The sequence below is a fragment of the Undibacterium sp. GW821-FHT11H02 genome, assembly GCF_058808015.1.
The window spans coordinates 1-14309 of sequence record NZ_JBXARG010000014.1 but is presented as its reverse complement, the minus strand read 5'-3'; the positions used below and the strand labels follow the sequence as shown (position 1 = coordinate 14309).

Annotated in this window: 9 protein-coding genes; 5 read left to right on the top strand and 4 right to left on the bottom strand. The window is 43.7% G+C overall.

Annotated features, from left to right (window positions below; all coding sequences use genetic code 11):
- Nucleotides 1–43 precede the first annotated feature (43 nt).
- The 4 genes from yidC to rpmH form a co-directional block, all read right to left on the bottom strand.
- Nucleotides 44–1789, bottom strand: a complete 1746-nt coding sequence (gene yidC, locus AC1RR2_RS14345; RefSeq protein WP_493222947.1) for a membrane protein insertase YidC — start codon at nucleotides 1787–1789, stop codon at nucleotides 44–46.
- 54 nt (nucleotides 1790–1843) lie between these two features.
- The gene (gene yidD / locus AC1RR2_RS14340; protein WP_493222946.1) at nucleotides 1844–2185 is read right to left on the bottom strand and encodes a membrane protein insertion efficiency factor YidD; all 342 of its coding nucleotides are present in this window, start codon (nucleotides 2183–2185) and stop codon (nucleotides 1844–1846) included.
- Nucleotides 2182–2637, bottom strand: a complete 456-nt coding sequence (gene rnpA / locus AC1RR2_RS14335) for a ribonuclease P protein component (RefSeq protein WP_493222945.1) — start codon at nucleotides 2635–2637, stop codon at nucleotides 2182–2184. The genes yidD and rnpA overlap by 4 nt, the downstream gene beginning before the upstream one ends.
- Nucleotides 2638–2807: 170 nt before the next feature.
- A complete protein-coding gene (gene rpmH / locus AC1RR2_RS14330; RefSeq protein WP_061535510.1) occupies nucleotides 2808–2942 on the bottom strand; it encodes a 50S ribosomal protein L34 in 135 nt (44 codons plus the stop codon).
- Between the two features lie 698 nt (nucleotides 2943–3640).
- Between rpmH and dnaA the strand changes: the two genes are divergently transcribed.
- The 5 genes from dnaA (at nucleotide 3641) to AC1RR2_RS14305 (ending at nucleotide 13859) form a co-directional block, all read left to right on the top strand.
- Nucleotides 3641–5047 (top strand): chromosomal replication initiator protein DnaA, encoded by a 1407-nt coding sequence (gene dnaA / locus AC1RR2_RS14325; RefSeq protein WP_493222944.1) that lies wholly within the window; start codon nucleotides 3641–3643, stop codon nucleotides 5045–5047.
- A gap of 354 nt (nucleotides 5048–5401) precedes the next feature.
- Nucleotides 5402–6508 (top strand): DNA polymerase III subunit beta, encoded by a 1107-nt coding sequence (dnaN, locus tag AC1RR2_RS14320; RefSeq protein ID WP_186891296.1) that lies wholly within the window; start codon nucleotides 5402–5404, stop codon nucleotides 6506–6508.
- 342 nt (nucleotides 6509–6850) lie between these two features.
- Nucleotides 6851–9376, top strand: coding sequence for a DNA topoisomerase (ATP-hydrolyzing) subunit B (gyrB, locus tag AC1RR2_RS14315; RefSeq protein WP_493222943.1), 2526 nt, complete (start codon nucleotides 6851–6853; stop codon nucleotides 9374–9376).
- Between the two features lie 158 nt (nucleotides 9377–9534).
- Nucleotides 9535–11223, top strand: coding sequence for an AAA family ATPase (locus tag AC1RR2_RS14310; protein ID WP_493222942.1), 1689 nt, complete (start codon nucleotides 9535–9537; stop codon nucleotides 11221–11223).
- A gap of 5 nt (nucleotides 11224–11228) precedes the next feature.
- Nucleotides 11229–13859, top strand: a complete 2631-nt coding sequence (locus tag AC1RR2_RS14305; protein ID WP_493222941.1) for an AAA-like domain-containing protein — start codon at nucleotides 11229–11231, stop codon at nucleotides 13857–13859.
- The last annotated feature ends 450 nt before the right edge of the window (nucleotides 13860–14309 follow it).

Sequence of the window (14309 nt, the reverse complement as noted above, 5' to 3'; positions counted from 1 at the left end):
AGCCCATGAACCATGGGCTTTTTTGAATAAATGCTATTAAATTTTATCGATGTTCAGGTGGAACAATTTTGTTATTAATCACCCATTGTTGACCGATAGACAAAACGTTATTGACTACCCAATACAACACCAGACCGGATGGGAAGAACAAGAACATTACCGAGAACAACAAAGGCATAAACAACATCATCTTGGCTTGTACCGGATCCGCTGGGGCTGGGCTAAGTTTTGTTGTGATGTACATAGAAATCGCATACAAAACTGGCAAAATAAACCAAGGATCAGGCTTAGACAAATCGGTAATCCAGCCCATCCACGGCGCGCCGCGCATTTCGACGGAAGCCTGTAATACCCAGTACAAAGACAAGAAAATAGGCATTTGAATCAAGATAGGCAAACAACCACCGAGCGGATTAATCTTCTCAGTTTTGTAGAGCTCCATCATGGCCACATTTAACTTCTGCGGCTCGTTTTTGTATTTCTCTTTCAAGGCGGTCATTTTTGGTGTGACCACTTTCATCTTGGCCATACTGCGATAACCAGCCGCCGACAAGGGGAACAAGGCTAATTTGATCGCAATCGTAAACACCACAATAGTCCAACCCCAATTGCCCAAGACACTATGGATCAATTCCATAATCCAGAACATAGGCTTGGCGATCATGGCGAAGTACCAATAATCTTTGACTAATTCCATACCCGGTGCGACTTTTTCTAAAATCGCAGATTCTTGCGGGCCAGAATACAAACGTGCATTGGAAGATACAGAGGCGCCTGGTGCAACACTACCCAGAGCAATGACTGAGCTCACCGAGTAGATATTGTCACGCACACGTTCGGTACGGATTTCACGTTTTACTTTGTCTTCAGGAATAAAAGCCGATACAAAGAAATGCTGAATCATAGAAACCCAGCCGTTGTCAGAAGTCGTTTCGTGATCGGGCTTGACATCGGCTTTGCCGTGACGCTTTTCAATATCTTCAAAGCTCAACTTCTGAAAATGCTTGGCTTCAGTGTATACCGCAGGTGCATAAAACTCAGTTTGACCTGAGAACATACCGCCAGACGTTGGCTTATTGCCATCATGGATCAGTTGCAAATACACAGATGGTGTAATTGCTGCTGCCGTATTGTTAGCGACGGTGTGTTTTACATCGATAACATAACTACCTTTTTTAAAGGTCAAAGTCTTGATCAACTTCACACCAGCTTGTTCTGATTCCAATACCAAATTCAATTCATTCGCGCCATCCAAAGAGCGTGGCCCTGGCAAAGCGACAAAACCGGATTTGTGATTAGGGAAGTTACCACCCAACAAACCAGTTTGGGCGGCATAAGTGCGGGCTGGAATAGGGACTGTCTTAGTTCCCTTGAACAAGCCAAAGAATCCTGTCTCCTCAATCCGTGTCTTGCCAGTATGACTGTCAAACAAAACCACGTTTTTCTTAGGATCATCGCTATCTGGATATTTGAGCAATTCCAAGCGTTTGATTTCGCCACCAATAGTATCAATGTCGGCTTTGATCAGATCGGTTGTAATCGTAATCGTTTCGCTTCTGATCACAGGCGCGAAGATTGCGGCCGTATCGGTAGCGGCAGCAGTGGCACTCGCGCTGGTCGCAGCGCTGGCTGGCGTAGCAGTCGCCGAAGCACTGGCATTTTTAGCCTGCTGTGCAGTCGTTGCGGGGAAAAACATCGATTGTTTTCCATTGTGACGCATCCAGTTATCCCACAGGAGTAACAGAGACATCGAGAAAATAACCCAGAGGACGGTGCGCTTTATATCCATTTTATCCACTTGTATAGGTGTTGATATATGTTAAAGATCGGAGAGTTTAATTACTTAATTACTTATTTGGCTGCTTAATTTTGTAGCATCGTGGCTACTTAATTGGACACCATCATGAGTGCCATCGGATGTGGGGGTATTTGTCGATTTTTCATCCCCAGCACTTGCAGTTATTTCCCAGGACTTGGGAGGAACCAGATCAATACCGCCCGGATGCCAGGGATGACACTTGCAAAGTCGTTTGCCTGCCATCAAGGAGCCTTTGGCCGCACCATATTCACGAATTGCTTCCATCGCATACTCTGAACAGCTGGGATAAAAACGGCAATTCTGACCCAGCATAGGACTAATTGCCAGCTTGTATCCACGCAAGATCAGCAGCAGCAAGGGTTTCATGAGGAGGACTCGGGAACGGAGACAGCTTGCACGGTGAGAACAGACTTAGCTGCCCGTTGCGAAACGAACAGACGTAAGACTTCGTCCCGCAAAGCGCGCTTCAATTGCGCGTTAGTGGCAGGACCGGCTTTGCTATTGACTGGCTTAGATAAGCGCACAATGCAATCCACATTCATCAGTTCAGACTGTCGAAAAATCTCACGTGTGACACGCTTGATCATATTGCGCGTAGCAGCGCGCGGTGCGAAACGTTTTGCAGCCACCACACCAAGGCGGGCATGCGGCAAAGCATTAGAGCGCGCATATAATACAAAATGCGCCGTTCTTTGCACAGGGCGTAAACGAAAAACGGATGAAAACTCATCCGTTTTAAGTATTCGTCGCTCCCGCGCAAAATCACCGCCGGACAACTGGTTTTGAGCTAGGTCAGGAGTTGTAGTCAAATTAGTCACAATAATATTTAAACCTATTGAATCAACTAACTGACTAGATACTAGACCAAAGCGCGATTCAGAAATTCAATTATAGGGATGCAGATCTAGGCGCAAAGCACAGCCATACACAAGTATGGCGAGCATTTGTAACGACGAGATGCGCCCTAGAATTGGATTTATGTTCGCGATTAAGCTGCGAGGCGTTTACGGCCCTTGGCGCGGCGTGCGTTCAAAACTGCGCGGCCACCACGTGTTGCCATACGAGCGCGGAAACCGTGAGTGCGCTTACGACGAACTACGGAAGGTTGATAAGTACGTTTCATGTTGATCTCACTATTTGAGCAAAAAATAAATCGGAATTACGGGTAATAGTGCATTGCGCCGTTGCTTTGATGATGCCCCGTTATGGAAGAGCACATATAAACAATAGCAACACGCTATTCACACGATTACTGCCCCAAAACCGCTGCTCATGCTTAGTTTCATCTTGTGGCCTCGCTCTGGCAATCAACAAACTATCAAGATAGCGTCAATGCAATAAAAGCACACATCTAACAAAACAGGGTAGGGAACCCGTAATTAGACACCATTTTCCAGCCGACTGTCAATCCATTTACCCGTTTTTCTTCGTTTTCCAAAAGTGTTGATGAAAAGAAATTTACCCTCGCCTGTGGATAACTATGCCCACGAAGGGTAGAATAGCGGGGTCTGAAGTATTGCCGCATGCAATCATTATTTCAACATTTATTTAATGCAAAGTTAACGATAAAGAGTTCAAATTGCTCCGTTATAATCGTCCAAACTAGCAGTTAACCGCTGTTATCAATTGCGCCATTTCACGGTTGCGCAATGACATAAGAGCCGCTGAGGATAAGCTGAATGAGCGATCGCGCGGCATAGCAGGCAATAGTAAATATTGAGCAATACCCAAAAAATCGATATCGTCTGGTGATCCTGGGCTTGGTCGGTTTTGATAAGAACAAAAACCTAAGTAGTAAGTAAATAAACAGTAAAGCGATTCATGGAAAATTTCTGGCAAGCCTGCTCCTCACAACTTGAACAGGAACTCACGCCTCAGCAATTTAGTGCTTGGATTAAGCCTTTGACGATGGTTGACTTTGAAGAAGGTCATCTGCGCATAGGCGCGCCTAATCGCTTTAAATTAGATTGGGTCAAAGCCCAATTCGCCAGCCGCATCGCCGAATTTGCAGCGCAATTTTGGGATGACACCGTGGATGTTGAATTCATCATCGATCCACGTGCAGGCAAAAAACCAATTTCAACCACGACTGCACCTACCAATTCAGGTCAAGGCAATGGTGCAGATCACGGGCAACGTACATCTCAAGCAGCGCAGACCGACGGCATCCCTAACGAACCACCGCCAGAATCTGCGCCGCGTCGTGACAATGCGCGCATTAATTTCGATCTGACATTTGATAGCTTCGTTACCGGTAAAGCCAACCAATTGGCACGCGCGGCAGCGATACAAGTAGCGAATAATCCGGGCGTTTCTTACAACCCGCTGTTTTTATATGGCGGCGTTGGTCTAGGCAAAACGCATTTGATTCACGCAATTGGCAATCAGATTTTGCACGACAAACCGAACGCAAAAATCCGCTATATTCACGCCGAACAATACGTACGCGATGTAGTGACTGCGTATCAACGCAAAGGTTTTGACGAATTTAAACGCTACTATCATTCACTCGATTTATTGCTGATCGATGATATTCAATTCTTCGGTGGCAAGAGTCGTACGCAGGAAGAATTCTTCTACGCGTTTGAAGCCTTGATCGCCGCGAAGAAGCAAATCATTATCACCAGCGATACCTACCCGAAAGAGATCACGGGCATGGATGATCGCTTGATCTCTCGTTTTGATTCTGGTTTAACGGTCGCGATCGAACCGCCCGAACTCGAAATGCGCGTCGCGATTTTGCTGAAGAAAGCATACACGGAAGGCGTCAACTTCTCAGATGACGTGGCCTTCTTTGTTGCCAAACATTTGCGCTCGAACGTCCGTGAACTCGAAGGTGCTTTGCGTAAGATCTTGGCGTACTCACGTTTCCACGGCAAAGACATCACGATTGATGTTGTCAAAGAAGCGTTAAAGGATTTGTTATCAGTACAGAACCGTCAGATCTCAGTAGAAAATATTCAGAAGACAGTCGCCGACTTTTTTAATATCAAAGTCGCTGATATGTATTCCAAACGTAGGCCAGCGAATATCGCCAGACCACGTCAGATTGCGATGTATTTAGCCAAAGAATTGACGCAAAAAAGTTTGCCGGAAATTGGCGAACTCTTCGGCGGACGCGATCACACCACGGTTTTGCATGCAGTACGCAAGATCACGGCGGATCGTGCTAAGAGTCCTGAGTGCAACCATGAGATTCATGTGTTGGAGCAGACTTTGAAGGGGTAGTTTGAGGCTTGAATATCCCCTCTCCCGCAAGCGGGAGAGGGCTAGGGTGAGGGTGGTTCAGCAACGAAAAAGTGTTTTGGTATTGTGAACTTTAAAGATCGATTTTTTTAAGCTAGACGATATCTTTACTAGATTCTGAAACGCCCTCATCCCCAACCCTTCTCCCGCTCGCGGGAGAAGGGAGTAAAGACAGAAGTAAGTAGTAATTAGCAGCAAAACCCGGCGTAGGATTTACGTAAAATTGGCCACACTAATAATGGGCAGTTTTTCGCAAGTCCTCCCAATGCAAAGAAGTAATGAGTTGCGATAGATGCAGCATCCTTTAACATTGAATTCATTAGTGAGGATATAAAAATGCAATTGGTAAAAACTCACAGGGATACCCTATTACGGCCCCTGCAAATCGTGAGTGGTATTGTCGAGCGTCGGCACACATTGCCGATTTTGGCCAATATCCTCATCCGCAAAGACGGCGAAAAAGTGTCCTTCTTATCGACTGATATCGAAGTGCAGATCACGACGCACGCGGAAATTGGTTCTGGAGGCGAAGTCACCGCAACCACGGTCGCAGCACGTAAGTTACTCGACATCTTGCGCGCGCTGCCAGATGACAATGACGTCACGCTGAAACTCGACAATAAAAAGATGACAGTGCAGTCAGGCAAGTCACGCTTCTCTTTGCAGACTTTAGCAGCGGAAGAATTCCCAACGGTCGCCCAAGCTGAGCATTTCAACGCCAGCGTGAGTCTGCCGCAAAAAGCTTTAAAGCATTTGTTCAACATGGTGCATTTCTCCATGGCGCAGCAAGATATTCGTTATTACTTAAACGGCTTGTTATTAGTCGTCGATGGTAAAAACGTGATTGCGGTTGCGACTGACGGTCACCGTTTGGCGTATGCACAAGTCGAAGTAGAACAAGAATTCGCACGTCAAGAAGTCATTATTCCACGCAAAACCATTTTGGAATTACAACGCTTGTTGGAAGACAAAGACGAACCAGTCCAACTCGACATCGCCAACAACCAAGTCAAATTGACGTTTGCTGATATCGAATTGATTTCCAAATTGGTCGAAGGCAAATTCCCTGACTTCAACCGCGTGATTCCCAAAGGTTACAAAAACAATTTCACCTTAAGCCGTGAAAAACTCCTACGCTCTTTGCAACGCGTCGCGATTATGACCTCCGACAAATTCAAAGGCGTACGTTGTGTAATCGAACCAGGTTTAATGCGCGTCTTGTCCACGAATGCAGATCAAGAAGAAGCCGTTGAAGAAATCGAAATCGATTACGGCGGAGATAGCGTCGATATCGGTTTCAACGTCACGTATTTATTAGATGTATTGAACAACCTCAAAGTCGATCAAATTAATGTTGCTTTAGGTGATTCCAATTCATCAGCCTTGATCACGATTCCTGAGAATGGTGATTTCAAATACGTAGTCATGCCGATGCGGATTTGATGTCCTACCCCCTTCTCCCGCGAGCGGGAGAAGGGTCGGGGATGAGGGACGTTCAGCAAGCCATGAATTTCTGAAATGCCTAGGTATGTATTTCATCGCATATTCAGGTGATTCGAATACTTAACCACCCTCACCCCAACCCTCTCCCGCTTGCGGGAGAGGGAGTATAAAAAATAAATGTAGGGCGGGTGCAACCCGCGCCGCCAGACGATTGAACATCTGAGCAGCGCGGGTTACACCCGCCCTACAAAAGAAGCAAACAATGCACGAATGAAGGACTGCTTAAGCAGTGTTTCAAAAAAATCGCAGCCAAAAACTGCTCGTTAATTTCAGAAGGTAGCCATGTCCGAGAATACCCAAGACAACACAGCAACGCCAGCAAACGTACCAGCAACTGAGTCCGCCACATCCGCTGGCTATGGCGCATCGTCCATTCAAATTCTTGAAGGTCTCGAAGCCGTACGTAAGCGTCCCGGCATGTACATCGGTGACACCTCTGATGGCACAGGTTTGCACCATTTGGTATTCGAAGTCTTGGATAACTCCATCGACGAATCCTTAGCTGGTCACTGTACAGAAATTAATGTCACGATTCACACCGATAACTCGATTTCCATTACCGATAACGGTCGCGGTATTCCGACTGGCATCAAGTGGGACGACAAACACGAACCTAAGCGTAGCGCAGCTGAGATCGTCATGACCGAATTGCACGCAGGTGGTAAGTTCGATCAAAACTCCTACAAAGTTTCTGGTGGTTTGCACGGTGTGGGTGTGTCTTGCGTCAATGGCTTATCCAAATTATTGAAACTGACCATTCGTCGCGATGGTAAAAAATACGCGATGGAATTTGTACGTGGTGTTCCGCAAAATCGCGAAACAGAAATGATCGATGGCGTACTCTGTTCCCCGATTAAAGTGATCGGCGATACAGAAAAACGCGGTACCGAAGTGCATTTCTGGGCTGACGAAGAAATTTTCACGCACGTCGAATTCCACTACGAAATCTTAGCGAAACGTATCCGCGAACTCTCCTTCCTGAATAACGGCGTACGCATCAAGTTGAACGATCACCGCACAGGTAAAGAAGAATTGTTCGCGTTTGAAGGTGGTACCCGCGGTTTCGTTGAATACATCAACAAAAACAAATCGGTCTTGCATCCAACGATTTTCCAAGCCACTGGCGAAAAGATGTCTGACCAAGGCACCAACATCACGGTCGACGTTTCCATGCAATGGAACGACGCCTACAACGAACAAGTGCTGTGCTTCACCAATAATATTCCGCAACGCGACGGTGGCACACATCTGACCGGTTTGCGCGCAGCGATGACACGCGTCATCAACAAATACATCGACGAACACGAATACGCCAAGAAGGCAAAAGTGGAAGTCACTGGCGACGATATGCGCGAAGGTTTGACTTGCGTACTGTCCGTCAAAGTGCCAGAACCAAAATTCAGTTCACAAACCAAAGACAAACTGGTTTCCAGCGAAGTGCGCGGCCCGGTGGAAGAAATCGTCACTAAGACTTTGACCGACTATTTAGCAGAACGTCCAAACGACGCCAAAATCATTTGCGGCAAGATCGTGGAAGCCTCGCGCGCTCGTGAAGCTGCCCGCAAAGCGCGCGAACTCACACGTCGTAAAGGCGTCATGGACGGTTTAGGATTGTCGTCTAAACTCGCCGACTGCCAAGAAAAAGACCCAGCGCTGTGCGAACTCTACATCGTCGAGGGTGACTCTGCGGGTGGATCTGCGAAACAAGGTCGTGATCGTAAATTCCAAGCGATCTTGCCACTGCGCGGTAAAGTCTTGAACGTAGAAAAAGCCCGCTTTGAAAAAATGTTGTCCTCCGAGCAGATCACGACACTGATCGCCACACTCGGCACCAGCATCGGCCCAGATGAATTCAACGCCGACAAATTGCGCTACCACCGCATCATCATCATGACCGATGCGGACGTCGACGGTGCTCATATTCGTACGCTGTTATTGACCCTGTTCTATCGCCAAATGCCACAATTGGTAGAACGCGGCCACATCTACATCGCACAACCACCTTTATACAAAGTTAAAGCAGGTCGCGACGAACGCTATCTGAAAGATGACGCCGAGGAAGCGGTCTACATGACTACCGTTGCATTGAACGGCGCATCGCTCACACCAAGCACAGGCGCAGAGCCTATCGTCGGCGAAGCACTCGGCGAATTAGTACGTCAATTCAACCTTGCCAACGCCATCATGACACGCTTAACACGCGTCATCGACCGCGCTGCATTGACCGCGATCATGACCGGTGTCGCACTGAAAATGGACACGCCAGAAAACGCTGAATTGTCCGCGCAAGAGTTGACCAAAACCATGAACGATCCAGCCGTCAAAGCCGTCGTTCGCAGTGACGAACTCTCAGGCATGCTCAGCCTGCGCATAGAGCGCATGTACCACGGCAACGTCAAAGTCAGCAGCATCGACGCCGACTTTGTCGAAAGCAGCGATTACAAAGTATTAGAAAACGCCGCACAAACCTTCAAAGGCTTGTTAGGCGAAGGCGCTTTCATCCGCCGTGGCGAAGGCGAGCGCATGAAAGAAATCGCAGTACAAGACTTCCACCACGCCATGCTCTGGCTACGCGAAGAAGCCGAACGCGGCGTCTCCAAACAGCGCTACAAAGGATTGGGCGAGATGAACCCAGACCAATTGTGGGAAACCACGATGGACCCAAAAGTACGCCGTTTGCTCAAAGTGCAGATCGAAGACGCGATTGCTGCGGATCAGATCTTTACGACTTTGATGGGCGACGATGTTGAACCGCGTCGTGCGTTTATTGAGTCTAATGCTTTGCGGGCTGGGAATATTGACGTTTGATGTTTGTTTGAATCTGAAAAAGCCCAGCATTTTGTTGGGCTTTTTTGTTGGGTTATGAATTTCGGAACTGAAAGGGAAATGTTTAATTGTTAGAACTGACCCCAGGTTTAAGAATGCGATGCTGACCCCTTTGATTATAAATTTACTTAATACTTTTCATGCAAATACAAAATATAGCAACATTATTGCAAAGATCTGATGACCAAGAAACAACCGAAAATAACGGTGCATTTCAGAATGCAGGTTGGTATTCCTACTCGGATGAATCTGATGTTGCAGTGGTCTTTGTACATGGATTCAATTCTGACTCGCAAAGTTGCTGGACTAATTGTAGTGGAACTTATTGGCCCGATATAGTAAAAAGGGATGATCGAATTCCGAATGTTTCTATTTTCCTTGGTGGTTATTTCACAGGGGTGGATTCAGATGACTACGGCGTACTAGATTGTTCAAACGAATTGTATTTATTGCTTTCGACCAAGCAGTCTGGCGGCCGAAGAACACCATTAAATTTTGCAAATATTATCTTTGTTTGCCACAGTCTTGGCGGCATTATTACGAGATACCTACTTGACAATAAAAGAAATAGCCTAGCTAACAAATCGATTGGACTTGTGCTTATTGCTTCTCCGTCTTTGGGGTCCGAATATGCAAACATACTTGAAGGAGTTTCAGAATTTATTAAAAATAGAGCTGGAAAACAACTAAAAAAAAATAGCGAATTACTTCGAGATTTAGACAATCGTTTCAAATCTTTTCTCGACGATGAACAGAATTTTAAGATAGTCGGTATTGAGGCTATTGAAACTCAAGGGTATTTGCACACCAAATATTGTCGATTTTTGGCGCCAATTGTTACCAGAGAATCAGCTGGCCGATACTTTGGTAATCCACAACTAATTGCAAAAACAAATCATTCAAATATTGCCAAACCTTCCGATCAAGAACACGCAACGCATCGATTATTGGTGAATTTTTTTGACCATAAATTCTCTAAAATTATTCAGGTGAACACTCCTGTTATCGATTCTATCCAAGTCAATTCTCGATTATCCGAGGTCAATTCTTTGCAGCATCAGGCAAATAAGGTACTTTTCGATGTTTATGACTCATCGTGCAGAGAGTATTATTTTGAACGAAATATAGATTCAGAAATTTCACAAGTATTGAATTCGTCTAGCTTGTGGCTTACAGGTCCAAGCGGAACTGGAAAAACATCTCTAATAAAGCATTATTTAGAGTTGAACGGCAAGAAACCTATACAACTTTCATTCTCACAATTGGTTGACGACTTTTCTCCCAAGTCGTGTTTAAAAGAGATCGCAGAGACGTGCGTTCAAATGGAAATCGGGGGGTGTACAAATACACCAACAACTCTATCTGCGCTATCCAATCTGCTAGCTAATTATGCAAAACAATCTTCGATTGTGCTTTACTTGGATGAGGTGCCGATAAACGAGAAGCGAGATAATGAAGTACAAAACTTCTACCAATTTGTTCTGGATCTAATGAATTCGGTCAAACAAAACTCAGAGGCAGGTACCAAATTTATTATTTCATCAATTGAAGACCCTAGCTTTATTGCTAGCAGTAAGTTCAAGGAATATATGGCTATACGTTCGATTCCAATTTGGGCTGAAAGTGAATTAGAAAAATTGTATTTTCTAATTATTGATAGACTCCCTTTGCTTGCAATTCAAACAGATTTTTTGGGAACTTTACTTTTGGAATGCAAAGGTGCTCCGAGATTTCTTAAAGCATTTTTAAGACATAAGTCAAATGATTTGCCGTATGCCACTGCGGATATTTTAATTCTACAAAAAACAATTCGTCAATTTGATTGGTAGTGAAAATGAATACTAAACGCTTACGTGCGCAAACGATTATTCCTGATAGCCTCTATGTTAGGAGAGCAGCTGATAGACAACTAAAACAGATTATAGAGGATATGGGCAGGCCAGGTTACGTCTTAGTTGCCCGGCAAATGGGCAAAACCAATTTACTTTTAAATGCACGCAGAGAGTTTTCGACAGAACAAGATATTTTTACGTATCTCGATGTTTCCAATGACTATCCTGATCTTCAGAGTTTTTTTAGAAATGTCATTGATGTCATTCTTGATTCTTCCGAATCAAAGTTATTTGAAATTGGAAAAAGAATTCATGAACAAAGAATTTTAAGCACATTGTTACCCCATAAAGAACATGAAGTCGAATTGCTTTTGATCTTACGTGCGATCACGGGAAAACTTGTGATATTTTTAGACGAAATAGATTCACTTACGAAGACCACATATTCGGATCAAATATTTTCGTTAATTCGAAGTATTTACTTTTCTGGTCGAGCAAACTTCGTCGAATTCTCTCGGATTACATATGTTTTGTCAGGAGTTGCGGAACCGACGGAAATCATAAAAAATAGAGAAATATCTCCATTTAATATTGGTGAAAAAATTTATCTTGAGGATTTTTCATACATAGAATTTGAAGAATTTATCATTCGATCTAAGCTTAATTTCACCGAAGATATAACTGAATGTATTTATGAATGGACCAATGGCAACCCGCGTATCACTTGGGACGTCTGCTCCGCGGTTGAAGATCACATCTTGGCACACTCACAGATTAAACGTTCCGATGTTGAAACAATAATTAAAAAACTTTATTTAACAAGCTTTGATCTCCCTCCGATTGATCACATAAGGACACTTGTTGAAGATGACAAAGACATCCGTACTGCCATAACGTCAATTTATCATGGTTATTCTGAAACAATCTCAGATCCACTAAGAAATCGTCTATATCTGTCGGGAATAAGTCGATTAGATATAAATACACGGAAGGTATTTATAAAAAATAGAATTATTGAACTTGCTCTGTCTGATGATTGGATTCGTCAAGTAGATCGCCAGAAATTCTCGGTTGTCCAATTGGCACAAAAGTATTTTGACGAAGGAAATTATTCCGAGTCTATTAAAGCAAATCTTGAATATATTTCACAGACGACAGAGAACGTTTTGAAGGATATGCCGTATTACTATGTTGGTGTGAGTTCATACTACTTAGAAAAATATGTCGATGCCATTCATTACCTTTCATTGCAACCGTTGAAGAAAAGATATGCAGACTTCTATTTTTTTAGCAAAAGAATATTGGCCTTATCCTATTATCGAATAAAACAATTCGAAGCATCGGCGAAGGCTTTTAATGAGGCACTTGAGGGAATTGAACAGAGTGAGTCGCCGTATCAATACTATGATTGTATGTCAATGCTTGCGGCAGTATTGTTTGAAATTGGCCCTATCAATAGTGAAAAAGTGCAGGGGATGTTTAGAGAGATTATTGAAGCTTCACAAAAATTTATCGCACAAGAAAATGATGATATTAATTGGTTGCCACTTCTGTCCAGGGCGAGATCTAACTTGATAAATATTTTGGTATCGTTGAACGATATTGAGAATGCGAAAAAAGAACTTAATGTCGCCATCGACCAAAATAACGCGCCGGAGATGCCGAGCCTTTTAATGTTTATGGCGGATTTAGTCGAAGACAAAAACGAACGGCTAGAACTTATATTTTCGGCATGCGAATGCATTCTGGAACATAAGTTATTAATCCAAAAGCAAAGCCACACTGCCGATAATTGGGCATTGACACCCATCGTAATAAATTCAATTTTAATTAATCTTGCAGACCAAAATCAGCTTGCTAAAGCAGATTCAATATTTGAACATATATTGACGAATTTATCAGAACATAGTACTGATATTCGAGAAATTACGGATTACTTATTTGTTAAAATAATTGACTCGGGTAGGGCCGAATTGGCTATGTTGTTTCTCAAAAAATTGTTGAACTTAAATGCAGAAATTATCGAATCAAATATTAGAAGAAAATTGTTGGCCCTTGGTATCGTAGTCGATATTAGTCATTGGGCCCTCTATGAACAAGCTTATTTAGACTTATTGGAGACCGATACTTTCGAAAAAGATGAATTTGACTACAGTGCAATTTATTCGCTAGTCTATATTTATTTAGAGAGGTGTGATTTTAATCGTGCAAACGAAATTCTGTCCTTCTGGGATAAAGCACCCGACAACATTAAAGATATTGAGATTGCAAGGATAGGGAATATTGTAATCAGATACATACGTGCTCATGTATTATTACTAGCTAACCATGATGCGGCTAGCGTGAAATATGCAATGTCAGTTTTGGATGTCATAAAAACCATTTCAAACATGCAATTGCTACATTTTCCTGAAAATTTTCCAATAGTGATGCGAGCCTCAATTATTCATTTATTGAAAAATACGACTAAAGCTGTAATTTCTCAAAAACCCCTCGTGAGAAGTCAAGAAAAAATAGGCAGGAACGACAAAGTTGTGGTTAGATTTAAAGATGGGAGGATCGAAAAAATGAAATATAAAAACATCGAAGTTTCTCTAACGAATGGTGATTGTGTGCTTATAACGGAGCACTAACGAAAGAGCAATGATAAGCTTTCATAACGATAGGGTCAGTCTCAATTATTTTTTGGAGTTGACACATATGTAGCTTCCAATCACCCCAACGAACGAAAGGGGTCAGCATCAATTAATTTTTATCGATGCAACCCCTTTTAGAGCACTCTCAATCTAGATGCAAAACCCAACGCATAAACTCTATAAACTCTATAAACTACCGAATTCCCCTAGGCCCCCCAACTCCCGCTCAACCAAATGCCGCAGCATGGTCCCATTCTGATAACCAACACGCTCTGCGACTAACTGGATGGATAAGTCGGTCGACTCTAACAAATGCACCGCCGGCATCAATTTTCATCTTTGAATAAATTTGATAGTCGAGTCGCCTGTGTGTAACCCTCCCGTAAAATCAAGCCATGCATAACTAGAGATCTTGAGGCAAACTTATGTGCCAAAGGAGAACAGAAA